At 66.6% G+C, this 25,206-nt stretch carries 29 protein-coding genes and 3 pseudogenes; 10 read left to right on the top strand and 22 right to left on the bottom strand.

Translation table 11 applies throughout. From position 1 onward, the window contains the following. Window positions 1-126 precede the first annotated feature (126 nt). Window positions 127-351: pseudogene (locus HOV91_RS41255) on the bottom strand (transposase); the annotation flags it as partial. A 738-nt stretch (window positions 352-1,089) separates the two neighbouring features. Here HOV91_RS41255 and HOV91_RS26190 point away from each other — a divergent pair. Further along, a complete protein-coding gene (locus tag HOV91_RS26190) occupies window positions 1,090-1,464 on the top strand; it encodes a BlaI/MecI/CopY family transcriptional regulator (protein ID WP_043736534.1) in 375 nt (124 codons plus the stop codon). A gap of 76 nt (window positions 1,465-1,540) precedes the next feature. Here the strand turns inward: HOV91_RS26190 and HOV91_RS26185 are convergent, their stop codons facing one another. Beyond that, window positions 1,541-1,897, bottom strand: a complete 357-nt coding sequence (locus HOV91_RS26185) for a DUF2752 domain-containing protein (RefSeq protein ID WP_217441166.1) — start codon at window positions 1,895-1,897, stop codon at window positions 1,541-1,543. Window positions 1,898-2,518: 621 nt separating this feature from the next. On the opposite strand from HOV91_RS26185, the gene HOV91_RS26180 reads away from it, so the two are divergent. Then, window positions 2,519-2,746, top strand: a complete 228-nt coding sequence (locus HOV91_RS26180; RefSeq protein WP_043736538.1) for a hypothetical protein — start codon at window positions 2,519-2,521, stop codon at window positions 2,744-2,746. Window positions 2,747-3,085: 339 nt separating this feature from the next. On the opposite strand, the gene HOV91_RS26175 is transcribed toward HOV91_RS26180, so the two are convergent. The 6 genes from HOV91_RS26175 to HOV91_RS26150 all read right to left on the bottom strand — a co-directional run bounded on the left by HOV91_RS26175 (window position 3,086) and on the right by HOV91_RS26150 (window position 7,576). Beyond that, entirely contained in the window at window positions 3,086-3,493 is a 408-nt protein-coding gene (locus tag HOV91_RS26175; protein WP_043736540.1) for a four-helix bundle copper-binding protein, read from the bottom strand. Window positions 3,494-4,051: 558 nt separating this feature from the next. Beyond that, window positions 4,052-4,381: a Rieske (2Fe-2S) protein gene (locus tag HOV91_RS40075; RefSeq protein ID WP_157227581.1), complete on the bottom strand. Its 330-nt coding sequence runs from the start codon at window positions 4,379-4,381 to the stop codon at window positions 4,052-4,054. 207 nt (window positions 4,382-4,588) lie between these two features. After that, the gene (locus HOV91_RS26165) at window positions 4,589-4,753 is read right to left on the bottom strand and encodes a hypothetical protein (RefSeq protein WP_157227583.1); all 165 of its coding nucleotides are present in this window, start codon (window positions 4,751-4,753) and stop codon (window positions 4,589-4,591) included. Between the two features lie 87 nt (window positions 4,754-4,840). Beyond that, on the bottom strand, window positions 4,841-7,102 hold the full coding sequence (locus HOV91_RS26160) for a heavy metal translocating P-type ATPase (protein WP_043736543.1): 2,262 nt from the start codon (window positions 7,100-7,102) through the stop codon (window positions 4,841-4,843). A 55-nt stretch (window positions 7,103-7,157) separates the two neighbouring features. Continuing rightward, window positions 7,158-7,328, bottom strand: coding sequence for a hypothetical protein (locus HOV91_RS26155; RefSeq protein WP_157227585.1), 171 nt, complete (start codon window positions 7,326-7,328; stop codon window positions 7,158-7,160). 41 nt (window positions 7,329-7,369) lie between these two features. Further along, the gene (locus HOV91_RS26150; protein WP_043736546.1) at window positions 7,370-7,576 is read right to left on the bottom strand and encodes a heavy-metal-associated domain-containing protein; all 207 of its coding nucleotides are present in this window, start codon (window positions 7,574-7,576) and stop codon (window positions 7,370-7,372) included. A gap of 548 nt (window positions 7,577-8,124) precedes the next feature. On the opposite strand from HOV91_RS26150, the gene HOV91_RS26145 reads away from it, so the two are divergent. After that, window positions 8,125-9,108, top strand: coding sequence for a M56 family metallopeptidase (locus HOV91_RS26145; protein WP_051047257.1), 984 nt, complete (start codon window positions 8,125-8,127; stop codon window positions 9,106-9,108). Between the two features lie 377 nt (window positions 9,109-9,485). Here HOV91_RS26145 and HOV91_RS26140 read toward each other — a convergent pair whose 3' ends face one another. After that, on the bottom strand, window positions 9,486-9,809 hold the full coding sequence (locus HOV91_RS26140) for a cupredoxin domain-containing protein (RefSeq protein WP_246350849.1): 324 nt from the start codon (window positions 9,807-9,809) through the stop codon (window positions 9,486-9,488). Between the two features lie 362 nt (window positions 9,810-10,171). On the opposite strand from HOV91_RS26140, the gene HOV91_RS26135 reads away from it, so the two are divergent. From HOV91_RS26135 to HOV91_RS26125, 3 genes are all read left to right on the top strand, one after another. Next, on the top strand, window positions 10,172-10,585 hold the full coding sequence (locus HOV91_RS26135; protein WP_086007593.1) for a DUF6153 family protein: 414 nt from the start codon (window positions 10,172-10,174) through the stop codon (window positions 10,583-10,585). Window positions 10,586-10,676: 91 nt separating this feature from the next. After that, window positions 10,677-11,291 (top strand): DUF305 domain-containing protein, encoded by a 615-nt coding sequence (locus HOV91_RS26130; protein ID WP_043736558.1) that lies wholly within the window; start codon window positions 10,677-10,679, stop codon window positions 11,289-11,291. 235 nt (window positions 11,292-11,526) lie between these two features. Beyond that, a complete protein-coding gene (locus HOV91_RS26125; RefSeq protein WP_174188034.1) occupies window positions 11,527-13,089 on the top strand; it encodes a multicopper oxidase family protein in 1,563 nt (520 codons plus the stop codon). Between the two features lie 926 nt (window positions 13,090-14,015). On the opposite strand, the gene HOV91_RS26120 is transcribed toward HOV91_RS26125, so the two are convergent. The 9 genes from HOV91_RS26120 to HOV91_RS26080 all read right to left on the bottom strand — a co-directional run bounded on the left by HOV91_RS26120 (window position 14,016) and on the right by HOV91_RS26080 (window position 19,861). Next, a complete protein-coding gene (locus tag HOV91_RS26120; protein WP_043735033.1) occupies window positions 14,016-14,261 on the bottom strand; it encodes a hypothetical protein in 246 nt (81 codons plus the stop codon). Continuing rightward, window positions 14,258-14,455: a hypothetical protein gene (locus HOV91_RS26115; RefSeq protein WP_043735035.1), complete on the bottom strand. Its 198-nt coding sequence runs from the start codon at window positions 14,453-14,455 to the stop codon at window positions 14,258-14,260. Before HOV91_RS26115 ends, HOV91_RS26120 begins: the two co-directional genes overlap by 4 nt. Window positions 14,456-14,598: 143 nt before the next feature. Beyond that, the gene (locus tag HOV91_RS26110) at window positions 14,599-14,811 is read right to left on the bottom strand and encodes a heavy-metal-associated domain-containing protein (RefSeq protein ID WP_043735038.1); all 213 of its coding nucleotides are present in this window, start codon (window positions 14,809-14,811) and stop codon (window positions 14,599-14,601) included. A 16-nt stretch (window positions 14,812-14,827) separates the two neighbouring features. Further along, window positions 14,828-15,886, bottom strand: a complete 1,059-nt coding sequence (locus tag HOV91_RS26105) for an urease accessory protein UreH domain-containing protein (protein ID WP_043735041.1) — start codon at window positions 15,884-15,886, stop codon at window positions 14,828-14,830. Between the two features lie 117 nt (window positions 15,887-16,003). Then, window positions 16,004-16,471 (bottom strand): hypothetical protein, encoded by a 468-nt coding sequence (locus tag HOV91_RS26100; RefSeq protein ID WP_157227403.1) that lies wholly within the window; start codon window positions 16,469-16,471, stop codon window positions 16,004-16,006. A 137-nt stretch (window positions 16,472-16,608) separates the two neighbouring features. Continuing rightward, window positions 16,609-16,932, bottom strand: a complete 324-nt coding sequence (locus tag HOV91_RS26095; RefSeq protein ID WP_043735046.1) for a hypothetical protein — start codon at window positions 16,930-16,932, stop codon at window positions 16,609-16,611. After that, a complete protein-coding gene (locus tag HOV91_RS39530; RefSeq protein ID WP_083887877.1) occupies window positions 16,929-17,129 on the bottom strand; it encodes a hypothetical protein in 201 nt (66 codons plus the stop codon). Before HOV91_RS39530 ends, HOV91_RS26095 begins: the two co-directional genes overlap by 4 nt. 30 nt (window positions 17,130-17,159) lie before the next feature. Next, window positions 17,160-17,399 (bottom strand): hypothetical protein, encoded by a 240-nt coding sequence (locus HOV91_RS26085; RefSeq protein ID WP_051047106.1) that lies wholly within the window; start codon window positions 17,397-17,399, stop codon window positions 17,160-17,162. Then, window positions 17,396-19,861, bottom strand: a complete 2,466-nt coding sequence (locus HOV91_RS26080) for a heavy metal translocating P-type ATPase (RefSeq protein WP_174188033.1) — start codon at window positions 19,859-19,861, stop codon at window positions 17,396-17,398. The genes HOV91_RS26085 and HOV91_RS26080 overlap by 4 nt, the downstream gene beginning before the upstream one ends. Window positions 19,862-20,170: 309 nt before the next feature. On the opposite strand from HOV91_RS26080, the gene HOV91_RS26075 reads away from it, so the two are divergent. Further along, a complete protein-coding gene (locus tag HOV91_RS26075) occupies window positions 20,171-20,572 on the top strand; it encodes a hypothetical protein (RefSeq protein ID WP_043736222.1) in 402 nt (133 codons plus the stop codon). Window positions 20,573-20,594: 22 nt separating this feature from the next. On the opposite strand, the gene HOV91_RS26070 is transcribed toward HOV91_RS26075, so the two are convergent. After that, a complete protein-coding gene (locus HOV91_RS26070; protein ID WP_043736220.1) occupies window positions 20,595-20,801 on the bottom strand; it encodes a heavy-metal-associated domain-containing protein in 207 nt (68 codons plus the stop codon). 99 nt (window positions 20,802-20,900) lie between these two features. Between HOV91_RS26070 and HOV91_RS26065 the strand changes: the two are divergent. Then, window positions 20,901-21,299, top strand: a pseudogene (locus HOV91_RS26065) (heavy metal-responsive transcriptional regulator); the annotation flags it as partial. 82 nt (window positions 21,300-21,381) lie between these two features. Continuing rightward, window positions 21,382-21,563: pseudogene (locus HOV91_RS41125) on the top strand (DUF1707 SHOCT-like domain-containing protein); the annotation flags it as partial. Window positions 21,564-21,734: 171 nt separating this feature from the next. Here HOV91_RS41125 and HOV91_RS40070 read toward each other — a convergent pair. The 3 genes from HOV91_RS40070 to HOV91_RS26050 all read right to left on the bottom strand — a co-directional run bounded on the left by HOV91_RS40070 (window position 21,735) and on the right by HOV91_RS26050 (window position 23,300). Continuing rightward, window positions 21,735-22,028 (bottom strand): tyrosine-type recombinase/integrase, encoded by a 294-nt coding sequence (locus HOV91_RS40070; protein ID WP_312884773.1) that lies wholly within the window; start codon window positions 22,026-22,028, stop codon window positions 21,735-21,737. Window positions 22,029-22,052: 24 nt separating this feature from the next. Continuing rightward, window positions 22,053-22,241, bottom strand: a complete 189-nt coding sequence (locus tag HOV91_RS40065) for a hypothetical protein (protein WP_245560423.1) — start codon at window positions 22,239-22,241, stop codon at window positions 22,053-22,055. Window positions 22,242-22,922: 681 nt separating this feature from the next. Beyond that, entirely contained in the window at window positions 22,923-23,300 is a 378-nt protein-coding gene (locus HOV91_RS26050; RefSeq protein ID WP_043736215.1) for a BlaI/MecI/CopY family transcriptional regulator, read from the bottom strand. Between the two features lie 539 nt (window positions 23,301-23,839). Here HOV91_RS26050 and HOV91_RS26045 point away from each other — a divergent pair. Beyond that, entirely contained in the window at window positions 23,840-25,066 is a 1,227-nt protein-coding gene (locus HOV91_RS26045; protein ID WP_043736213.1) for a L,D-transpeptidase, read from the top strand. Window positions 25,067-25,206: the final 140 nt, after the last annotated feature.

Raw genomic sequence — 25,206 nt, 5'->3', positions numbered from 1 at the left:
GGCCCCGCGATTTCACCTGCCCCGCGGTGCACGCCCCTGTGGTAGGCCGCGACCAGTTACGAAACGGGGCGCGCGCCGGGAAATATGCCGTCCACGCGACCGCGCCTTAGCAGGCGGCGGACCCGCCGCACCGATATCGGTCAGCACCGTCTTGATGTGGAGCCACCTGCGGTGTTTCCCGAACCGCGGCCAGCGGGATCGCCCTTCCCATAGAACAGATGCTCGGTCGGTTCCGCATCCAGGGCCCGGTTGAGCACTCACCGGGTCAACTGCGTCAGCAGCCGTCCAGGCCCGCAGCTGCGCGGAATCGGCATCGGCTCGATCCAGCAGTTGCTCGGCCAGAGCGTCCACATTCGGTGTGCGGGTCGTTGGTTTCCTGCGTCAACGTTGTGATCCTTGCGGGCAGCATGGCATTTCGCCCTGCCACCCTGCCAGACAACGAGATCAACTCACAGAAAATCTCGTAAACGCCCCGCCATGACAACAGGAGCCGATGTTGAGACGCTGCTCTTGCTGGAGTTGTCGCTGGTGGGTCAGGTGTGGCGCGCGGACACGGTGGAATGCTGTTTCGAGTTGTGTGGCCCAGGGCCAGGTTTCGGGGATGCGGGTCCAGTCGAGTACGGCGACCGTACAGCGAGCTAGGCGGTGTTGATGGCTTGCGACTGTGGGGTCATTTCGCGAAGCCAGTGTGACACTCCGATGGCATGAGTCGGGGGTGCGCGGATGTCGCCGGTCGTGGTCCAGGATGTTCAACTGCTGTGCCAGTCGTGCACTGGACATATTGGAGTCATACTCTCGTTGCGCGAGGCGCGAGCGAATACAACCAGCCGAGCACAACCGGCGCACCGAATCGCACCGCTGTCAGAAGCTACGGGCGTTGACGCGCCCAAGACGACGAGGCGCGGAGCGATTCGCGCTCGGAACCGACTGGGGCTGCGCCGGGTCAGTTGTGTTCACCATCGCCGGTCAGACCCGAGTCGTCTTCTCTTTACGTACATAGATAGTATTTGAATGCGCGGACTCCCCGGCGTCACCAACAGCGAACGACCAGGACGCGACCGTAGACAGAGTTGGACGAGGAGACATTCGATGGGGCATCGCTTCGGGGATCTGGAAGCGGTTGTAATGGACAGCGTGTGGTCGGCCGACGACACCACCACGGTGCGGGAGGTATACGAGGACCTGCTGCGCGAACGGGAAATCGCCTATACGACCGTGATGACCACCATGGACAATCTGCACCGCAAAGGCTGGCTGGAGCGGGAACGGCACGGCAGGGCCTATACCTATTGGCCTACCCTCACCCGCGAGCAGTACAGCGCCAAGCTCATGCGTGAGGCGCTCGGCGGGGGTGGCCGCTCGGATTTGGTGCTGGCCCATTTCGTCGAACAGATCACCGAGGACGAGTCGACCGCGTTGCGAACGGTATTGCGCAGCCTGCGCACGAGAAAGAAGAAGGCCTGACCCTGCGGGTGTCGATGGCTCACCATCGGATGAAACCCATCTCCCTGGGTGTGGGCCCCTGCCGAAGGCAGGGAGCCTATCCGTTCCAGGAACTGGTGAGCAGGTCGGCATTCGCCTGCTGGTTGATTTCCAAGCCCACCAACATAATGGTCGCGGCAGTGAGCATCACACGGCGCGGCGCACGCACCGCGAGCCAGCGGCCCGTGAGCCAACCGGCCACGGCTCGCAGAGCCACGACAGCAGCGCCCAGCACAACCAGCCATCCCGCCGGGTTGAAGCGCAACGATCTGCCGAACTGACCGTGCAGGAATAGATACACCGAGCGTGTTCCACCACAGGCCGGATCCATGATGCCGATCCGATGCAGGGGACCGTGTAGATCAACCGTGGGGACCCCGGCCACCGCGAGGGCGACCGCGGCCGCCAACAGCACCAGCGCACTCCAAGTCAACCATCCGGCGTGGTCTGCTCGGTCGAGTCGGATGAATATGGTGGGAGCCGGATCCAGCTGCCGAGCTTGCGTCACTCCCCCAACACCGGCCTCCCTGCGTCACGCGCGCCCAGTCGAGCACGTCCCAATATTACGTATCTGAATAGTAGCCAGACCGGCGCTTCGTGGCGACCCGAAACGGCCGTTGCGCCCCGGACTCCCGTGCAACCGTCCCAGCGCCGGCGAGCAGTGCCCCAAGCTGCCGGTTGTCTCGGCTGGCGAGGATGCCGGCGAACCCGGATGCGAATTTCATGCTCGGCTTCAGCGACCGCGGACCCAGCGGCTGGGGTCCACCTCGTCTGTCACGCGACGACATCACCGACGCCTCCGCCCAGCGCTGGCGTATCGACTCGCTCGAACCGGCCGTCATGGAGATCCTCCCCGACCCGCACAGCGCGGCAGGGCGTATAGAAGGTGCGCGGCCCGCATCAACGACTTACTATTCTCCTACATAGAACGTAGGCGCCGGTCCGACCTCCAACCGGGCCTGCGAGGAGGAAGTATGCACACCACAGCCCTGACAGTCGTCGGCCTCGCGGGTGTGATCGAGGCGGGGAGGGCGTGATGTCGACCTGGCTTGCCGCCGTCATCCTGGTTGCTGCGATCGGATTCGCCTACCTCGACCGCCTGATCCCCCATTCGCAAAAACCACGGGGCCGCGCCGAACGCGACGGCGGTTCCAATTACCGCTCCACCGAGCCAGACGCATCGCTGCCGTTCCTGAGCGCCGACCACGCGGTCATCGCGACCCCCGAAGTGGTGCCACGCTTCCCGATGCCGTTCGAAACCTGATGTAGGTCGACATCGTGCGTCGGAAACATCGCTCCTGGTGTCCGATCCAAACGAGGACGGACAGTTCGTGTGGCCGAGGGACAAGACATCCAGCGAAGCCCACAGGCCCCCGGAACAAGCCCCACCGTGCCGGTTGCGGCAAAGTCTGTGACATCGCTGTCGTCTGTGACATCGCTGTCGGAATCATCGGCTAACAGTGAACAACGGCTGGCGCTGCGACTAATGAGAGGACCCAGAGGGCCTGGGCCCTCTCGAAGTCCGCGTATCATCGACCGGCTCCAGTCACATGTCGGGACTTGATCGGGCACCGGAGCGGGGAGTCCGCGGCGGTGGGGCCGTTCAGCCGAGAGCCTGAATCAGGTCGTTGCACGCCTGTTCGCAGCGGCGGAGGGCATCGGCGCATACGCGGCAGTGCTCGTAGGTGTCCGCGTGGGCGGCGCATTCGTCGCCGCAGGCCGTGCAGGCGGTCGCGCATGCCTGGAGGATCGCACGGGTGATCTTGGCGTCGTAGCCGGTGTGACGGGACAACACGGACGCGGTGGCGTTGCAGATGTCCGCGCAGTCCATGTTGGTGCGAATGCACTTGGCGAGTTCGCGGACCATGCCCTCGGACAGGCAGGCGTCCGCGCACGCCGTACACGCCTGTGCGCAGGCGATGCATTCCTCGATGCACTTGGTGAGCTTGTTGGGGTCGACGCCGCCGAGGTCGGCCGGATACGTGGCGAGCATGTCCTTGACCGTGGTCATCACGGATCGCCTCCTTTCTCTGGCGGAGGCCGGGCTGGCCGGGATGGCCGCGCCATTTCGACCTCCTGCCCTCGCGGGTAACCACCCGGACGCGGCGCAAACACCCCAGCGGCATCCCCACCGATAGTGGACTCGCCCAGAGGCGAAGCCCCGTACTACACCCGGATGCGCGAAACAACCATCGAACCCGGCCTATTCGGTTCGCTGCAAACCGGCCGCCGAGTCCTGGTCACATCGGTCAGCAGAAGCCCCCATCATTCGGCACACCATGACGTAGAAGATCTCGGAGAACAGCCACGGGAATCACTGTTGGTGGTGGATTGCCGGTGTTGTTGCCTTCGGGGAATCGACCGGTCAGCGACCTGGGTGCGGCGGCGCCGGTCGGCACGATCTGGCTGACGGCTTCATACTTCCCCGATCGGTGACCGCGAGCATCGCGATGTGGTTGCGGTATGCAGCCACAGCTCCGCTGCCCGTGCACCGCGGAGCAATAACGGTCGTCATTGTCGGTGTTGTCGCCGGGCCAGGTAAGGTCACGCCGATCGACTGCCGTTGGTGTCAGCTGATGCGGATGCTGATGCCTTCGACCCGAGTTTCACGTCCGCCCAAGGGTTCTCGGGCGGGTCTACGTTCTGGGGCCCCATCGGTGATGCGAAAGCGGCTGCCGTGGCAGGGGCAGGCGATCAGGCCATCGCGGATGTCGGTGACGCTGCAGCCCTGGTGGGTGCAGATCGCTGAGAAATCATGGAACTCACCGGGATTCGGCTGGGTGTGGGCCGGTGTCCCCGATCTGTGTACGGCGGGCACGCAGATACCGGTCGACTGCGGTGAGCACGAGGTAGGCTGCGACGGCACCGAAGACGACCAGCTGGGACCCGCCGAACGCATGATCGCCAGCCTTGTTCGACTTCCCAGCGCTGAGACCAGGTCCGGGCCTTTGTACATAGTTAGTACTTCGGCCTCCAGGTCGGAGGCGCCGGTCAACTCACGTGAGCTGCCCGCTCGCCCGGCCGACAGTGTGTCGTGCCGGTGCCACGACGGCACGGCATCGCGTACCGTCCCAGTCGGGTTGGCCGGAGGGCGGTAGCGGACGTCCTACTTGGCGGCCAGCGGACTTCGCATCTGACCCGGTTGCTCGCCGGACCTGGGGCGCAGCGCGGTTTGTATCGCGCCGAGGGCGCAGGCGGCGACACAGCGGGCGACGGATCGAGTTGCCGGATGCCGGGCCATCCGCAGCGCGGATTCCGTGATCGTCGACATGGTTGTCCTCCACAATGCGTCGGGCGGGACGGCGCAGTTCGGCCGTCCCGCCCGATTTTCCCGTTGCTTCGGTCGAGTTTTCGGTTCTTATCCGTTGCTGGATCGGAAGCGGCGCAGCCGCAGGCTGTTGCTGACGACGAAGACCGACGAGAACGCCATCGCCGCGCCGGCCAGCAGTGGGTTCAGCAATCCCGCCATGGCCAGCGGCAGGGCGGCCACGTTGTAGGCGAAGGCCCAGAACAGGTTGCCCTTGATGGTGCCGAGCGTCTTGCGGGACAAGCGGATCGCGTCCGGCGCCGCCCGCAGGTCACCACGGACCAGGGTCAGGTCGCTGGCCTCGATCGCGACATCGGTGCCGGTACCCATGGCCAGGCCGAGATCGGCTTGGGCCAAAGCCGCGGCATCGTTGACGCCGTCGCCGACCATCGCCACGACTTTGCCCTGATCCTGCAGCTTCTTGACGACATCGACCTTGTCTTGTGGCAGGACTTCGGAGATCACCTCCTCGATGCCGACCTGCGCGGCGATCGCGGCGGCGGCCGCGGAGTTGTCGCCGGTCAGCATGATCGGTGTCAGCCCGAGCGCCCGCAACTGTGCAATCGCTTCTGCGGAAGTGGGTTTCACCGCGTCGGCGACGACCAGCACGCCGCGCGCTGTGCCGTCCCAGCCGACCGCGACCGCGGTCTTGCCCTCCGTCTCGGCGGTATGCATCACTTGTTCCAGGTCGGCGTCGAGGTGTTGGGCCCACTCCGCCAGCAGTCGGCGGCGGCCGACGATCACGGCGTGGCCATCCACGACACCTTGCACCCCGAGACCTTCGACATTGGCGAACCCTTCGACCGGCTTCAGCTCGCCCACCCGCTCGCGGGCACCCTTGGCGATGGCCTGCGCGATCGGGTGCTCCGAAGAATCCTCCAGCGCCCCGGCCAGTTCCAGAATCCGTGTCTCGTCCTCACCCTCGCCGGCATGCACCTGCAGGAGGGTCATCTTGCCGGTCGTGACGGTGCCGGTCTTGTCCAACACCACGGTGTCCACCCGCCGGGTCGATTCCAGCACCTCCGGGCCCTTGATCAGAATGCCGAGCTGTGCGCCGCGTCCGGTGCCGACCATCAGCGCGGTCGGCGTCGCCAGTCCGAGCGCGCACGGGCAGGCGATGATCAGCACGGCCACCGCGGCGGTGAAGGCGGCCGCTACGGGTCCGCCGGTGCCGAGCCAGAATCCGAGCGTGGCGACCGACAGCGCGATGACGATCGGCACGAAGATCCCGGAAATCCGGTCGGCCAACCGCTGCGCGGCCGCCTTCCCGTTCTGCGCCTCCTCTACCAGTTCCGCCATCTGCGCCAACTGGGTGTCGGACCCGATCCGGCTGGCGCGCACCACGATTCGGCCACCGACGTTCACGGTCGCACCGACCACCGTGTCATCGAGCGCAACCTCCACCGGCACCGATTCCCCGGTCAGCATGGAGGCGTCGATCGCAGAGGAGCCCTCGACCACGACACCATCGGTAGCGACCTTCTCACCAGGCCGCACCACGAACAGATCACCGACGGCGAGCTGCTCGACCGGGATCCGCTGCTCGCGGCCCTCGCGCAACACCGACACCTCTTTGGCCCCCAGTTCCAGCAGCGCGCGCAGCGCCGCACCAGCCCGGCGCTTGGAACGTGCCTCGAAGAACCGGCCGGCAAGGATAGCGGTGGTGACCCCGGCCGCCACCTCCAAATAGATATTTCCTGTGCCGCCGTCACGGACAATCGTCAGCTCGAACGGGTGCTTCATCCCCGGCATTCCGGCAGTGCCCCAGAACAGCGCATACAGCGACCAGCCGAACGCGGCGAGGGTGCCCATCGAGATCAGGGTGTCCATGGTCGCGGTGGCGTGGCGCAGGTTGGTCCACGCCGCGCGGTGGAACGGCAGCGCTCCCCACACCACCACCGGTCCCGCCAAGGCCAGCGACAGCCACTGCCAATTGGTGAACTGCAGGGCGGGAATCATCGCCATCGCGATCACCGGCACCGTCAACACCAGCGCGACCAGCAACCGCTGCCGCAGCGAGGCCGTCGGATCCTCGCCGACCGCAGAAGTTTCCGCCGTCTGCGCCGCCGTGGGCTTCGGAGCGGGCAGCGCGGCGGTGTATCCGGCCTGCTCCACCGTAGCGACGAGGTCTTCCGGTGTGATCTGCCCGGCATATTCCACGCGAGCCTTTTCGGTCGCATAGTTGACCGTCGCGGTGACGCCATCGAGCTTGTTCAATTTCTTCTCGATACGATTGGCGCACGATGCGCAGGTCATGCCGCCGATCGCCAACTCGATCCGCTGCTGGGTGGGCGGTTGCGTCGTGGTGCCCATCGATACTCCAATCTGTGCGGCGATGAATCCGCGGAAAAGGCGCTGATCAAGCGGGTCAGCGGTCCCGGCCGTGCTGAGACGTCGACGCCTCGGCCGGGTGAACCGCATTTGTCACGGGCGTCGCGGTAGCCGGGTCGGGGCCGATCACCGCCCCGGCGGCGAACGCGACCGTGAACATCATGGCGAGACCCAGGCCGAAGGCTGCGAACTTGGTAGGCGCGTTCATGGCGAATACCCCGTATGCGTAGTTGTGGTAGTACGGAATCGTCAGTCGACGAGCTTGTAACCGGCCTCATCGACGGCGGCGGCGATCGCGCCGCGCTCCACGGGGCCCTCGCTATCGATGGTCACCCGGCCACTGGCCAGATCGACGTCCACGCTGGTCACGCCAGTTATCGCGCCGATCTCCTCGCTGACCGAAGAGACGCAATGGCTGCAGGTCATCCCGGACACCGTGACGGTCGTGATGCTCATGGATTCCTCTTCCTTTCTGCGGCGACCACCTCTTGCCACCGCCAAAACCGATAGTACCCCCTAGGGGTATGATGTCAAGGGTTTCGCGCTGCGTCGTCTGGCCGGCTGCCGGGTGTGGACCTGTTTGCCGCCATGCCGATCAGTCGAAATTTCTACGTACCTGGTAAGTAGGCTGTATCGTTCGGATGACCCCTCCATGAGACGCGATCGGTCGGTAACGACGAAGTCGGAATTCGCCCCAAGCAGAAATCCTCCTGAGAGGAACGCAACAGAATGGGAACCGAAGGTCGCGATACGACTCGGTCCCATTGTTGTCGTTGTCATCGCCGATATATCGGCATTCCTCGCCGCACCGGCCCCGGTCAATTCGGATGGAGCCGCGATCGGCTCGCCACAGTGCCCGCGCCACTATTCGAAGGAACCGCCGCCAGGTGAGCATCGCGATATGCCTACTGTTGTACGGATTTACAGTGGCTGTGCTGGCACCACAACTACTTCGGCGATCGATCCGCGTCGGTGCCGCGCCACGGCTCGGAGTAGCCGCGTGGATGAGCGCGATCGTTTCGGTGGGAGCGTCGTGGGCATTCGGCCTCGCAATTCTGCTCGTCGACGTGACCCAAGACCTGCTCCAGCCTGGAGGCTCGAGGGTCGTGGGCAACTGTCTGCTGGAACTGCACGAGGCTGCGGCGGGCCGATACGGCGTCGTCGTGCAGACCGGAATCCTTACCCTCAGCGCGTTGGCCTCCGTCGCGGGGGTCGTGTTGGCGGCCCGGTTGATCAGCGCACTGTTGCGGGCACGCAGAACCACCCATGAACACGCCCGCATGGTCCGAGTCGCGGGCCGCCACAACGCCGAATTGGACGCTGTCGTGCTCGATCTCGACGAGCCGGTGGCGTACTGCGTAGCCGGAAGACCACACGCCGTCGTGGTCACTCGAGGTGTCATTTCCTCGCTCGACGGCCGCCACCTCGAGGCCGTACTGGCCCACGAACGGGCACACCTCGCGGGCCGCCACCACGTGCTGCTCGCGCTGACCCGCGGACTCGCAGCGGTTTTCCCTCGAAGTGAACTATTTCGGGTAGGGGCGATCGAGGTGGCACACCTCATCGAGATGTGCGCCGACGACGCGGCCGCCCGAATCCACGGCCACCACACTGTGCGGCAGGCACTGCTCATGCTCTCCGGTGCCCCCGACCCCGCCGACGCGCTCGGTGCAGCCGGCGTCGGTCTGGCTGCCCGCGTCGAACGCCTCACCATGCCCGCGCGGCCTGAGCAGCGGACCCGCGCCCGGCTGCAGTTGAGTGTGGCGACCGCGATCGTGATCATCGCCCCGCTTGTGGCGGCATTGCTGTCCGTACTCGGCATTGCCATCTGCGGTCCCAGCGACCGCTTCGCCGACGGGTACGAAACAGGTGTTCCGGATGCGGCGTTTTCACACGCACTGCGACGGCTCGGATGCGGCGCCCATTCTTCAGTCGCCGCCCCGGGAACGGACCACCTCGCGATACCGGCGAGAACGTCAACCCACTGACCATGAGCTTGCGGCCGACGCCGTCCGGGCGGGCCGCGGTCGATGCGGGATACCAGCTGAGACCCCGAGCCGCCCGGTGACCAACCTCAGTATCGACCGTGGCCGGGCGAGGATTCCCACCAGGTTGAACGCTGCGCGAAGGCCAGTTCCAATGGACCGATTCGGACCGGCGTGTGCTCATCGGCCCACCACATCCCTGCGGCACCAACGCCGGCCGTGCCGTCGGTGGCAGTGCCAGGCGGCGGGTACAGCGCCGCATGCAGCGAGAATGCAGCGGGCGGTCGAGCGTCGGTGCCCTCTGGCCGAGGCTGATCTCGCCCACTACGATCCCCTGGCGACGACAATTCCGCGGCCAGTTCGGCCCCCGGGCGGTTCCATCACCCGACAATCAGCGTCGCACGCATGTTGGGGTGGTATCGGCAGTAGAGAGGGAATGAGCCCGGCGTCGACGGTGCGGTGAAACTGCCGGTGCCGTTGGGCTCCGCCTCCGCGTCGAAAAGTCCTACCGCATCCGATGTCACGGAATGCTCCACCCGGTCGATGTTGCGGACGGTGATCGTCGCGCCGGGCGACACCGTCGGTGGCATGTCGAATCGGTAGTCGTCGATCGTGATGGTCACAGCACCCGAAGCGCCGGTGGGTGCCGGCTTGCCGTCACCGTTCGACGCCGTGCAGGCGGTGGCAGCGAAGAGCGTGGCCATGGCCAGGCACACGGTCGCGGCGAAGCGGCGGGGTGGGTGCAGCAGTGCGGTGAACATGACACTCTCCTGGTGGTGAGATCCTTTTATACGTTCGACGTTGATCGGCCACCGTCGGTTCACCGTAGTCCGGCCTCACCGTCCAGTACCGGCGGATTCCGGCAGCTGCGGTCGCGGTGGTCCGCTTCTTGGTCGGCCGACTCCGGGGTGCGCTCGCGGTCCGGCACCGCCGTTGGGTCGCGCTGACCGGGTCCAGGGAACATGACGGCCGTTACCAGTGCCAGCCGTACGCGGCCAGATGCAGCCAAAGACGTCTCCAGAAGGTTGCAGTGGGGCAGACCCGCGCAAAGCACTATGATGGCCGAGTGGTCGACCAGCACGCGCCGCCCCGAGTATCCGGGCCCGTCCGGATACTCGGTCTGCTGGTGCTGGTTCTCGGCATTGCCGCCATGCATACGGGTCTGCTCAGCATTCATCCCGGCGTAAACCATGTCGATCGCGAACACACCAACGCGATGGCCGAGACACTGGGCGACCATCAGGAGTCCGCGATGGTCATCACCAACGATGACCATGCCATCGGGCACCGGGCCATGCACGCATGCGTGTTCACCCTCTCGGTGATGGCGCTCGTGATCGGCCTCGTGTTGCTCTACCGCTCCGGCGTCGGCTTCGACGAGGTTCACCTGCCGAAGTCCCGTCACTGGCGTATACATCGTGAACGTCCACCGCCCTGGACGGCGCCCTCCCTGGCCGAATTGTCGATTCTGCGGATCTGACAGGCATCCCGCTTCCGCGGTCCCCGCGACCCGGAGGCACGCCGGTGCCTGCCCGAATCCACTTCTTTCGCAATTCACCAGGAGTTCGATCATGTTCAGCACACGTAACCGAATCAGATCGGCCGTCGCCGTCGGCGCTGCCGTCTTGACGCTGCTTGTCGCCGGCTGCGGCAGCTCGATGGCAGGAATGGATCACGGGGTCACGTCCTCCCGCAACGGGCCGTCCAGCGCATCAGCGGCGCGCACCGATTTCAACGACACCGACGTCACCTTCCTGCAGATGATGTATCCGCATCACGCTCAGGCAGTCGACATGGCCCGGCTCGTCGCGTCCCGGTCGCAGAGCCAGCAGTTGCTCACGCTGGCTTCCACCGTCATCACGGCGCAGGGCCCTGAGATGCAGCGAATCAGCACGCTACTCCAGGATTTCGGAAAACCCGCCCCCACCACCGGCGGACATCAGATGACCGACATGCCCGGCATGATGCCATCCGCCGACATGACCGCACTGGAAGGCCTGTCCGGACCGGACTTCGACCGCACGTGGCTGCGGATGATGATCGACCACCATACCGGCGCGATCACCATGGCCAACACCGAGATCACCGGCGGCGCCAATCCCGACGCCAAAGCACTGGCACACGACATCGTCAGCGCCCAGCAAGCGGAAATCGACCAGATGCGCGCAATACTCGGCGGCCGCTGAACGACCCGACGTCTGTTCGTCAACGCAGGTGCGCCCGGTCCCGCCCAGGTCCGCGTCCCACCCGCACACCAGCAGCGGCCACGGCACGATATCCCCCGTTGCATTCGGCCGACCTGGTGCACCACCCAACTCGATATCACCCAGGCGACACCGTACCCGGGCCGGGATCACCGCTCACCCACAATCCGATCTGCCAGCGCGCGGTACCCGAACCATTACGAAATAGGGAGCATCCATGTCCTCCACGCAATTTCCGCACTCCGCACCGATGACGCGGCGCGGGTTTCTCGCTCTCGGTGCCAGTGCCGCCACGGCCGCTGTCCTCGCCGCATGCTCCAAGGACACGCCGGGCGCACGCACACTCGTCCAACCCGATTCCGACGCGGTCCGCACCGCGGAGAACAATCGCCGAGCGGCTGGAGCCAACGTCCGGGACGTGTCGCTGCGCGCCGAGCCGACCACCGTTGATCTCGGTGGCGTCCAGGTGCAGACCTGGACATTCGGCGGCAAGCTACCCGGGCAGGAGATCCGGCTTTCGCGCGGCGAGGTGTTGCGGGCCGACTTCACCAACGCACTTCCCGCACCGACGACCATTCATTGGCACGGCATCGCCCTGCGCAACGACATGGACGGCATGCCCGATCTCACTCAGCCCGCCGTCCAGCCCGGCGGCACCTTCCGCTATGAGTTCACCGCGCCCGACGCCGGCACGTACTTCTTCCATCCCCACGTCGGAGTTCAGCTCGACCGCGGCCTGTACGCGCCACTGATCATCGAGGATCCCGCAGACGGCAAGGACTACGACGTGGAAGCCGTTGTCGTCCTGGATGACTGGCTCGACGGCGTCAACGGCCGCGACCCCGACAAGGAGCTGCAGCAGCTGCGCGACAAAGGCATGGCGGGGATGGACATGGGCGGCTCCAGCGGTATGAACCACGGTGGCATGGACATGGGCGGCTCCTCGACGATGACGATGCCCGCCGACCCGAACGCACCCCTTGGCTCCGACACCGGTGACGTGACCTACCCGCACTACCTGATCAACGGCCGACTCGGTACCGACCCCGTGACCTTCACCGGACGCCCCGGTCAGCGCATGCGGCTGCGCATCATCAACGCCGCCTCCGATACCGCCTTCCGCGTCGCCGTCGGCGGACACCAACTCCGGATAACCCACAGCGACGGCTATCCGGTGCAGCCGGTCACCGGTGCCAGCCTGCTGATCAGCATGGGCGAACGCTACGACGCGATCATCGACCTGACCGACGGCGTCTTCCCACTGGTCGCCGCCCCGGAAGGCAAGAGCGGGCACGCTTTCGCGCTGATTCGCACCGGTGGCGGTACCCCGCCCCCGGCCACTGTGCGCCCCGCCGAACTCACCGGGCGCCCGATCACCGCGGATCGGCTCGTCGCCGTCGAATCCGTGCGGCTGCCCAACCAGAAACCGGACAAGACGCTCGATGTCACCCTCGGATCGGACACGCACAAGTACATCTGGACGATCAACGGCAAGGAGTTCCCCGACCACTCCCCATTGGATGTGACCGAAGGGCAGCGGGTTCGGTTGCGGTTCGTCAACACGACGATGATGTTCCACCCCATGCACCTGCACGGCCACACCTTCCAGGTCGTCACCGGATCCGGTACCGGCCCCCGAAAGGACACCTCGATCGTGTTGCCCATGCAAACCCTCGAGGTCGACTTCGACACCGACAATCCCGGACAGTGGATGGTGCACTGCCACAACATCTATCACGGCGAGGCAGGGATGATGAGCGTCGTATCGTACGTGCACTGACCAGCAGCAACGCCGCCGCCATGAACTGCTGCACCTCCATCACGCCAATTCACCGGGGAAATGCGGGCGGCGACGTCGATCGAGTGTGGAGTCGAGCCGATTCCGGCCCGCGGGGCCAATGCGTTCCGGCTGAGACAGCATGCACTGGCCCACCGCAGCCGTCGCGACGACTCAGCCGCGCGGTGCCGAGGCTGATACCACGAGAGTCGAGGCACAGAGCGGGGTCGACCTTGTCGACCCCGCTCTGCCTCGCCTGGAAATGGACGTGAGTTCCTGTGGCAACGCCACGGTTGCCCATGGCGATCTGGCCACGGCATATGGGATTGGCAGCGACGAGAAAAGTCGCGCTTAGCGGTGTTTGACCGACGTGCAGAAGAGGTCGCCGCAACCGAACCCGAACGGTCGGTCAGCAGTCCGGTGCCTGCCTATGGGAAGGCCTCGGGCGGCCTGGGAGGAACTGGGCATCCAGACTGAATCCCGATCGTTCAGGGATAAGTAGTAGTTTCCACCTGCCCGAGCTCGGCGAGGGCCATCGGCCGCTGCGGGATCCCGACGCCGCCGACGATGACGACTGAAACCGTCTGGAGAGGGCGAGCTGATCGACACCGGGACTGGCCCGGGTCGATCCGCCCGCCGGCTCACGGCATCTGTCCTGCTGTCACATGCCCGGGCAGCAGGGGCCCATCATGCTGCACATCCAGTCGCAGATCATCTTGAGCGGGTTCACGTGTATCACCTCCCTGGGTCGAGTGTTCGGACTCTTCGGCGGCGTGATATCGACGCCGTGGTCTTGGTTCCCCGGAGCTGCCGAGGCAACCTCGGCTGACCGGTGAACCGCAGTGATGCTAGACCTTCCATTCGGATGGAAGGTCAAACCGCGTCGACTGCCAGCGATCGCTGGATCGGGGCGAGGGGATGCCGAGGAGTCAACGATTGTCTGGGTCTGCATCGGTGTTGCGCCGGCTCGGACCCGGGCTGTGGTTTTCCCTGGCGGCGGGTTTGTCGTTGTCATCGCCTGCTCGGAGGGCGTTCAGTTCGCGGGTCAGTTCCGTGATCTGTTCCTCGACGCCGGTCGCGGCGCGCTGCCGGTGGCGCATCGGCCGGACACAGGTGAAGTAGGTGGTCGTCGCCGCCGCGGCGGCCAGGATCGCGGCATACCAGGTGGGTGTCACGAGGAATTCCCAGGCCGGTGTTCGGCTTGCCGATCGGCTTTCAGGTGTTCGATTTCGGCGCGCAGCGTGTCGAGTTCGATCTGTCGGGTGTCGTCGCCGCTGTCGTGGCGGTTTCCGCGCATCATCATGAACATCATCGCGCCCATGCCTATGGGGCAGGCGAGGACGGCGAGGGTGAGCAGTACGGAGTCCATTTGTCGTTCCGTTTCCGACTCGAGGTGAACCCGGATGTCCGGGTTCAGCGAACGTGGTGGGGTCGCCCCGGTGGGTCGGCCGTGCACGGCAGCAGTTGCTGGGCTGCGCCTGCGGCGGCCGACCCCAGGGGGCTGGGCGGTCGTCAGGAGTCGACCGTGGCGGTGTAGCCGAGTTCGGCGATGGCCGCGATGACATCGCCGGGGGTGGTGGCGGTGTCGAGGTCGACGGTGGTGCGGTTGTTCTTGCGGGAGGTTTGCGTGCTGCGCACGCCGGGGAGGTCTTGCAGGGTGTCGTCGATGAGCAGCGCGCAGCTGCCGCAGTGCATGCCCTCGACCCGGAAAACATGTGTGGCCATAGGTTCAGCTCCTTTGTCAGGCGATGGTGAGCAGGCCGGAGTACATGCCCATGCCGCAGGTGTAGTCCAGGCGGCCGGGTTGCAGGATCCCGAGGTCGATGCGGGTCTCACCGGTGCTGGGCAGGACCTTCTGGATGCCGAGGCTGGGGATGACCAGCGACCGGATGCAGCCCTGGGTGCCGTTGGTCTTGACCACCAGGGTGGTCGGGACACCGGACTTCGCTTCGACATTGCCGGGGGTGTAGGCGCCGGTGCGGGCGGTGATCGTCACGATCTGTGCGCCGTCGGTGACGGTCGCGGCGGAGGCGTCAGCCGTGGGTTGGCTGGCGCCGAATGCCTCGGCGATGCGTCCGGCGGCCAGCGGGGAGCCGGCGAGTTCGAGTCCGCCGTTGAGGGTGTAGAAGCCCATCCCGAGCACCACCAGCCCGGTCGCCACCGCCAGCCGACCACGCCACACGGTGGCCGCGACCCGGGCCGCGTACCCCAGCACGGCGAACAACGGTCCGGTGCCGAGCACGAATACCGCCATGGCCGCCGCACCCCACAGCGGTGACCCGGACGCGAGGGCGAGGGCTTCCACCGACAGGGTGATCCCGCACGGGAGCAGGATCGTCAGCACACCGAGCACCGCGGGCGCGAACGCGGTATGCAGGCGAGCTCCGCTGCGCACAACCCGCATCCAGGAGGCGGGTGGTTCCACGACGATGCCGCGGAAGCCGGGCACACCGAGCTGCGCGAGGCCGAACACGATGATCAGCAGCCCGGCACCGATCTGCAACCAGGTCCGTGTACCGATCGACAGCTGCACGGCACCGCCGAGGGCGCCGAGCGCGGCACCGAGCAGGGTGTGGGAGAGCAGCTTTCCGGCGAGGAAACCACCGACCGGTGCCAGGTCGTCACCAAGGCGGGTCCAGATCCGCGGTGGGGATTCGACAGCGACCGGCTTCTCGGCTGTGGCCGCTGCGGAGGTGGCGCGTTGACGGGTGATGACACCGGTCAACAGACCACCCTGGACGGCGGCACACGAGATGCCGCCGGCAAACAGACCGGTGGCGAGGACGGGGACGAGATTCACGAAACGAACTCCTGCGTGAGGGTAGGTACGAACAGACACAGACGCTCCCGCGGCGTTGATCGAACGCACGACGGGAATGGGTCGGTCGCAGAGCGACGGACCCGCGGCATCTGCGGTTTATGTCCGCAGCACGCAGAGTTCAGCGAGGCTGGGCGGGCGCGGCAGCACCGCGCGTGGCTCCGGCCCCGCCAGCGGAAGGGGAAGACGAATCGCGCAGGCGCGCCAATGGGAGCGCAGTAACGCCACACCGGCCAGCAACGCCAGGAACACCGCCAGACAGGCCATCACAATCCCGGCCGGGACTGCCGGCGGTGATTGGTCCGATCCGGTCGTCACCGGTGCGGCATCGGTCTGGAACATCACCGCACCGTGATCGTGATCGGCGTGGTTCATGCCCTGGTCGGCGCCGGCTTGTGCCGGACCGCAGTGACCGGCCGCCGCGGCAGCGGCCGTCATGGACATGTCCATCGGCGCACTGGCCTGGCAGTGCCCGCTCTGGATCAGTGCGATCCCGACCAGCGCCGCCAGCACGACGACGAGCCGGAGAATTCCGGCTCGCCGCACTGCGGGCGTAGGTCTGGTCACGACCGCGATCCTACTAGTCACATCATGGACCGTGCGGGTGTGGGCGTGTCCGTATCGGCGACGCCTCGCGGGGGCCCGCCGGTGAGGGTGAGGGTTTGAAACGACGCAGGTTATCGGCCTTGCGGTGCCGGGATTGGTCAGGTGTGTGACGGTCCGGGGGTGACCCGCAGCACGGCGCGCAGCGCCGCGGCCGAGTGCACGCCGTCGAGTCTCCCGGTACCGGTCGGGTACAAGCGGCACGACAGGCTCGGGGTCTGTCCCGGGGTCGCGAACAGGTCGCGGCCATCGATGAGCAGGGTGGGTGATCCGCTCATCCCGGCCGCAGCAGCTTCGTCGGCGTCGCCGATCATCCGATGGACGATCTCCAGTGCCATGGGCACATCCGCGGCCACCTGCCGAAGGCGCTGTTCGAGTACCGCCGCGCCGGGGCAGGCGGGGACCTCGAGGATCTCCAATTTCACCCCGTGGTCCTCCGGACAGCAACAAAGCCAGTACCTGCTGCCCGGCCGCCGCGACCGAGGAGTGCTGCTGACGGCCGATTGGGCAGGATCAGCGTCGCGACACCGGCGCCGAACACCAGCGTCGCCGGCACGACCCCGCCGCGGTGCCGGAATCCGGTGGCCAGGTATGCGGGCAGCATCACCGACACTTCGCTCATGACCGTCCGCCTCCTTCGCGCATGGTCACATCATCCGGTCCACGGGGTGGTGAGCAATTCGGCGTGCGCCTGCTGGTTGATCTCCAACACCAGCAACCCGATCGCCGCGGCTGGCACCGCGACACGGCGCGGCACCGCGAAGGTGACCCAGCGGCCGGTGGGCCGTCCGGCCACGGCCCGCACGGTGAGCAGCGCGGCCCCCAGCAGCGCCACCGCGGTCAATGTCAGCGAGGCGAGGCTTTCGGTGTGCCAGAAACCGGTGTGGTTCATTGGCGTTGGGCCTTGCGTACCCAGTGCGCGACGCTGCGTTCGAGCACGTCGCGTTCCTCTACCAGCGCCGCGTTCTCCACCCGCAGGCGTTCGAGTTCGGCGCGTTCGGCATCATCGAGTCCACTCCCGCCGGGTACGCCCGACAACCGTGCGCCGGCTGCAACCGTGGCGGGCTCGGTAGCCGGTTCCTCGACGGGCGTCGAGGAGAATCCGCGTAGCCGGAGACTGTTGGAGACGACGAACACACTGGAGAATGCCATCGCGGTTCCCGCGATGAGCGGGTTCAGCAGCCCGAGTGCGGCCAGGGGCAGGGCGGCGATGTTGTAGGCGAATGCCCAGAACAGGTTGCCCTTGATCGTGCGCAATGTCTGGCGTGCCAATCGGATCGCGTCGACCGCGGCCATCAGGTCCCCGCGGACCAGGGTCAGGTCGGAGGCTTCGATAGCGACGTCGGTGCCGGTGCCCATCGCCAATCCGAGGTCGGCCTGGGCTAGTGCGGCGGCGTCGTTGACGCCGTCGCCGACCATCGCCACCACCTGGCCATCGCCCTGCAACCGGGTGATGACCTCGACCTTGTCCTTCGGTAGCACCTCGGCGATGACCTCGTCGATGCCGACCTCCGCAGCGATGGCATGGGCGGCGGTGTCGTTGTCCCCGGTCAGCAGCACCGGCCGCAGGCCGAGTTCCCGCAGGCGCCGGATCGCTTGCGCCGAGGTGGGTTTCACGGTGTCGGCGACCACCAGCACCGCTCGCGCCACCCCGTCCCAGGCGATCACGACAGCGGTGCGGCCGAGAGCCTCGGCCCGCTGTTTGTGCCCCTGTAGTGCGGTAGGTAGGTCGATGCCGTGTTCGGTGAGCAGCGAGGTACGGCCCACCAGCACGGTGTGTCCGTCGACTACGCCACGAACCCCGAGACCTTCCAGATTCGCGAAGTCCGACACCGCGGGCAGGTCACCGACCCGTTCGATCGCACCTACCGTGATCGCGCGGGCGATGGGATGTTCGGAGGCGTCCTCGAGCGCACCGGCCAGCCGCAACACCATGTGTTCGTCGGCCTCGCTGCCGGTGTGCACACCGAGCAGGGTCATCTTGCCGGTGGTCACCGTGCCGGTTTTGTCCAGGACAACGGTGTCGATGCGGCGGGTCGATTCGAGGACTTCGGGTCCCTTGATGAGGATGCCCAGCTGGGCGCCGCGGCCGGTGCCGACCAGAAGCGCTGTCGGGGTGGCCAATCCGAGCCCGCACGGGCAGGCGATGATCAGCACCGCGACGGCGGTGCTGAACGCGAACGCCGCTCCCGCGCTCGCGCCCAGCCAGAACGCGAGGGTGCCGACCGCGACCGCGATCACCACCGGCACGAACACCGCCGACACCCGGTCGGCGAGCCGCTGGATCTCGGCCTTGCCGGTCTGCGCGTCCTCGACCAGGCGCGCCATCTGCGCCAACTGGGTGTCCGCGCCGACCCGGCTAGCACGCACCACCAGGCGGCCACCGGCGTTGACCGTGGCACCGACCACCGGATCGCCGGGACTTACCTCGACCGGGACCGACTCGCCGGTCAGCATGCTCGCATCGACCGCCGAACTACCCTCGGCGACAACGCCGTCGGTGGCGATCTTCTCACCCGGCCGCACCACGAACAGATCACCGACCATCAATTCGCCGATCGGAATCCGTTCCTCGCGGCCGTCGCGTAGCACCGCGACGTCCTTGGCTCCGAGTTCGAGCAGCGCCCGAAGGGCTGCGCCCGCACGGCGTTTGGCGCGAGCCTCGAAGAACCGTCCCGTCAGGATTGCCGCGGTCAGCACCGCCGCGACCTCGAGATAGATGTTGCTCCCGGCCATACCGCGTTCGACCGTCAGCGAGAAACCGTGGTGCAGACCGGGTTTGCCCGCGTCACCGAGGAACAGCGCATACAGCGACCACCCGAACGCCGCGCCCACACCCACCGAGATCAGGGTGTCCATGGTGGCGGCGGCGTGGCGCAGGTTCGCCCACGCCGCCACGTGGAAGGGCCAGGCACCCCACACCACCACCGGCGCCGCCAGACTCAGCGACAGCCACTGCCAGTTCGTGAACTGCAACGGCGGCACCATCGCCAGCAACACCACCGGAACCGCCAACGCCACCGACACCCGCATGCGCTGACGCAGCGAGCGTGTGGGCTCGTCGTATTCCTCAGTCTCGGAGGGGCTTTCGGTATCAGGTGCCCGCTGCGACTGCGGTATCCGCGCGGTGTATCCGGTGTCCTCGATCACCCGGATCACGTCGGAATCCGCAGTATCGGACACGATCTCGACGCGCGCCTTCTCCGTGGCGAAATTGACCGTCGCGACGACACCATCGAGCTTGTTGAGTTTGCGTTCGATCCGGGCCGCACACGACGCGCACGTCATCCCACCGATCGCGAACTCCAGCTGCCGCGGCGCGATCGGCTGCTCGCCCTCGACGGTGCCACTCATCGGCCACCCTTTCCGCCGTGCTTGTCACCAGCACCGTGTGTGTCCGCAGCGTGATCTCCGGCAGCGGTCGACGGACCGTGCTGGGGCTTCGACGCCGCGTTGCCCCCTCCGCCAGGCAAACCAGCCTGACCGGCCCGACCTCCCGGTACGCCCGGACGACCGGGTCCGGGCTGATCGTCGTCGGTGCCCGCACTGGCGGTAGCGACCACGTCGCCCACCGGATGTGCAGTGCCGTCGCCGTCACCACCCGAGCCTGCGGCGGCCGCGGCATCAGGAGCGGACCGATGGCCCATCGCATCACCGCTCGGCATGTCCGCCGCGGTGACCAATTGCGCGGGCATCGCACCCGGTGTCGTCGGCATCCCGGTCCCGCTCAGCCGACGTGGGTCGGCTGAGCGGGTGTCCGGTGTCGTGTCGGCCCGTGCGCTCTCGACCGGCAGCGGTCCTGCCACCGCAGCCATCACCGGCACCGCGGATATCGGTACCGGCACAGCCTCAGCGAGCGCGGTGGCGCTCTGGCCCATCGTCGCGGGCGCAGGCTCGGCCCACGACGGCGCACTGTCCGTCGCCGGTGCCGGTGCGCCCACCGTGGTGTGTTCGGACGACTGGTGGCCTCCGGCCTCCTGTGATGGTGAATTCGCATCCACCGGTCCGATGGTTCGACCGCCGACCCAACCCGCCGCCGCCACCACGGCCAGCACGAGCGTGTAGCCGGACAACCGTGCCGCCACCCTCATCCCACCAGCTCGTATCCCGCCTCGGTGACCACCGTCGCGACCTCCTCGAACGTCAGTACTCGCGCGCTGCCGACCACCACACGACCGGACGCGACATCCACCGCGACACCGTGGACACCCTCGATGCCCCGCACACCACGGGTGACCGCATCGGCGCAATGCCCGCACGTCATCCCGCGCACCGTATACACGAACTCGCTCACCCCGACCTCCGTCGATCCCACGCGCTTCCCGCGTGACAACCCCAGCATGAACCTTCCAGTACGATGGAATGTCAAGAGGAGACAGTTGAGGAGAACGGGATGAAGATCGGCGAACTGGCCGCAGCGGGCGGGGTCACGGCGAAAACGATCCGGTTCTACGAGGACGAGGGCCTGATGCCCGAACCGGACCGCACCCCCACCGGCTACCGCGACTACAGCCCCGAGCACCTGGCCCGGTTGCAGTTCATCCGCCGCGCCCAAGCCGCCGGGTTGAGCCTGCGCGAAGCCGGTCAGATCCTGTCGGTCCACGACCGCGGCGAACAACCCTGCGGCCACGTCCAAGCCATGCTCCGCCAGCGCCTGGACCAGGTCCGCGCCCAGATCGCCGAACTCATCACCCTCGAAACCCACCTGCAAACACTGCTGGACACCGCCCTGGCCCACCGACCCACCAGCCACGACGACTCCACCGTCTGCTGGATCATCGAATCTGACATCCCCAACCACGCCACCGGCCGTCCAGCGCTGAACAGCCAGGCCACGACATGGAAACCGATCGTAGGCGTCGATTCCCTTATCCATGAGAACCGAGATGGCGATGGACCCCGACCCTGACGTACGCGCATCCGATGCCGACCGCGAGAGGACAATCAAGACCTTGCGTGCCGAGGTCGGCAGCGGCCGGCTCACCTCGACGAGTTCTCCGACCGCGCCGGCAGCGCCTACCGCGCCCGAACCGTCGGCGACCTGCAAGCTCTCACCCGCGACCTGCCGACACCCGCACCGCAGCCCGCGGGCCGCGCGCGCTCCTCGATCACCACCCTGCTCGTCGTGGTGATCGCCGGGATTGGACTACTGGTCGTCCTCGGGGGCGCGGTGCTGCTGTGGATGACCGTGATGATGCAGCACATGGGCGCCACTGCCATCCATGGGTTATCGCCTTCGTCGGGCGGGCGGATCGGTCTGGGCCTGCCACCGGATCAGGGCGTCCGCGGAAGGACGAGAATATTTCCCGAGGGACCGGACCGAGGTGTGCCCGCTCATCCGCATCAGCATCGGCGTGGACGCGCCGTCCTCGGCGGCGTGCGTGAGCTTCGAGTGACGGAGTTGATGCAAGGTGAACGGTCCGCGATCGAAATCGCGAGTATGGTGCTCGAACAGCTCGGCCGCCCGCCGGTACGACAACCGGGCCCGCAGCGTCGACGGGTCGATATCCTCCACCGCCACACCGGGTTTGGCCTTTGCGGTCGGTCAGGGACACCGGCCCCTTCTCCTACCGGCCAGCAACCGCGGCAACAGCCGCGCGGTCCCGGTCTGCCACGCGACCGCATCCCTCGCCCCGCCCTTGCGGGTCACCCTGGCGCACCGGTTCGCCATATCCAGGTCCGGGATGTCGAGCATCGGCAGCTCGTCGGCACGGGCGGCGGTCTCGTAGAGCATCGCCCACAGAAGAACCCGTTCCCCAGAGGTACATCCGCAGCGAGCAGCTGGTCCACCTCGTCACGGGTCATCGCCCGGGAATGATCCGGCGGCACCTTCCGCGGCACCAACCGGACCAGCGGGTCCCCGACCAGCCAATCCTGTTTGCGCCCGTACTCGCACGCACCGCGCAGGGCGGCGAGGCGCACGTTGAACGTTTGCGCCGAGCGCCAGCCCCACTTGAAGGTGAACCAGCCGCCCACCCGCTCGGCCTCCAGCAGACCCACATCCGAGTCGGCATCGAAATCGCGCACCAATGATCAAGGGCGACGGCGTAGCCCCGGCGGGTGTTGGCCACCGGGATCGCCGCCAAGTACGTGCCGACAGCATCGGCTAGCCGCACACCCCGCACCGGCAGTGCCCGCACCCGTTTGGTCACCCCACCCGACCGCGGGCCGGAACAGCACTACTGAATATAGTTCGGGGGCTGAACACTTTGGCGCGGATCGAGCGCTGGCATGTCCTGCGGCCGCAGCGCCTTCCCGGCCGGCCCATCGCGGAGCTCCCGCGGGAAATGGCACGCGGCAGCGGGCACGCTGCCACCGCGCACGGCAACCGCAGCGCTCGCAGCCATAGGCATGATCCCAACCAAGGGGATGACACGAACGGCGACAGTCATCGCGTCCGGTCGACGCCGAGGCGCTATGACGGATGACGGCCCCCACGGCGGCGCCGCAGCGCCGCACGCAGGCCCTCGGACTGCTCCGGGGTGATCTCGTCGACGAAATACGCCAGCACCAAATCCGGTCGGCCGCAGGCGATCAGCGCTTCACGCATCAATCGGGCGCCGTACTGCTCACGCGACAGCGTCGGCCAGTAATGAAAGGCCTTGCCGACCAGCTCGCGATCGAGCCACCCTTTGCGATAGAGGTTGTCCATCGTCGACATGACCGTCGTGTAGGCGATATCCCGCTCGGCGGAAAGTTCTTCGAACACTTCACGAACCGTCGTCTGATCCATATAGTTCCAGATGCGATCCATGATTACTGCTTCTAGATCACCGAATCCTCGCGCGGTCATCTCTGGCGCCTCCCTCATCTTCGGCGCATCCCGTGCCCAGTCGTTGCGCTCTCCGGCATGACACAACGACCGAACGACCACACCCCGCAGGGCGCGGCTCGGTCGACGGAAGCAGGTCGGAGCATGGCCGCGCCCGCCCCTATACGAGATACGTAGGTAAATAGTAAGGCTGGGCGTCTTGCTGCGCCGAGCAACAAGTGAGTTGCATTGCCGTTCGGATGCGCCTATCGGTATCGCCGCCCTCCGCAGCCCGGAAGAGGGCGCCGCGGCCGCGCTGCGGGCGTTGTTCGGCTCGGCTGAGAAACCCCGCGTGGTGCTCCCTGCCCGAACGTATCCGACGCCCCATCGCGCGCCTGTTGCCGCAACCGTCTGCTGCCCCATGAACGGGACCGGGGACGGATAGACCCGGTCGCCCTGCATCGGCGCTCGACACCTGGGACCGCAGACCGCACCAGCTTCCCGGTAAACTACTAAGAGAGATAGTAATCGTGATGACGTGTCGCAGCGCCGCACACGGCCGATATGAGGGAGGGCACACCATGTCAGTTTGCTGCGGGAAGGCGTCTGGCGCAGCGGGCTTCCTCGCGGTCATCGCCCTGCTGGTGGCGGCTTGTTCGCCGTCAGCTCCATCCCAGTCGTCGGCTGGGATATCCGCTGCTCCGGTCAGCGAGGCGATCACGATGACACCGGCGGCGGGCTCGCGCGATGTCGACCCGCGCGGCACAGTGCAGGTGAGCGCGCGAGAGGGCATCCTCACCTCGGTCACCATGAAGAACGAGGAGGGCAGGTCGATCGAGGGCATCCTGACGCCGGACAAATCGGCCTGGAAACCGGCCGAACCGCTCGGCTACGGACGCACCTACACCGTGACCGCCGCGGGCGTCACAGTTACCGGCCGCATCGGCCCGACCACCGCCAGCTTCTCCACCGTCACTCCGCGTAATCAGACAAAGGCATACCTGACCACCACTGGCGGCCAGCCACTCGCCGAGGGCGGCACTTACGGAGTGGGCACCGTGATCGTCGCACACTTCGACGAGGACATCCCCGACAAAGCCGCCGCTGAGAAACGCCTGTCGGTGACCACCGATCCGCCGGTCGTCGGCTCCTGGTATTGGCTCGACGACCGAAACGTGCACTGGCGGCCGCAGCAGTACTACGCCCCCGGCACCAGGATCACCGTCGTGGCCGGCATCTACGGCGCGCAACTCGGCCCCGGCCTCTACGGCCAAGAAGACAGCACGACTTCCTTCACCATCGGCCCCGCACACATTTCCATCGCCGACGACAACACCAAACAAGTGCAGGTCTTCGAAAATGGAAAACTGATACGAACCATGCCCACCTCGATGGGTATGGGCGGCAGCGAAACCATCGCGGGCAAAACGATCACCTTCTGGACCCAGCGCGGAATCTACACCGTGATGGACAAGGCCAACCCCGTCATCATGGACTCCTCCACCTACGGCCTGCCGGTCAACTCCCGCCTCGGCTACAAAGAAGCCATCAACTGGGCCACCCGCATCAGCACCGACGGAATCTATCTGCATCAACTCGACTCCACCAGCTGGGCTCAAGGCAACACCAACGTCTCGCACGGCTGCCTCAATCTCAGCGGCGACAACGCCCGCTGGTTCTACGACTTCTCCAATCCGGGCGATGTGGTGGAAATCCGCAACACCGGCGGTGAACCCCTCGAAGTCTGGCAGAACGGTGACTGGAGCCTGTCCTGGGACCAGTGGCGGCAAGGAAGCGCGCTCGATTAGGTCACGCCCGGCTGACGAGCAGACGCAGAATCGACGGACCACCCATCCCCGCAGCGTCCCGATCCGCTGGCCCTCGGGGCGATTGCCGAAGCCATGCCCACACATCTACTATTTTGCTACGTAGCTAGACCCTTCCCGCC

The sequence above is a fragment of the Nocardia barduliensis genome, assembly GCF_013315795.1.
Lineage (GTDB): Bacteria > Actinomycetota > Actinomycetes > Mycobacteriales > Mycobacteriaceae > Nocardia > Nocardia barduliensis.
This window is presented reverse-complemented; position numbering and strand designations above follow the sequence as displayed.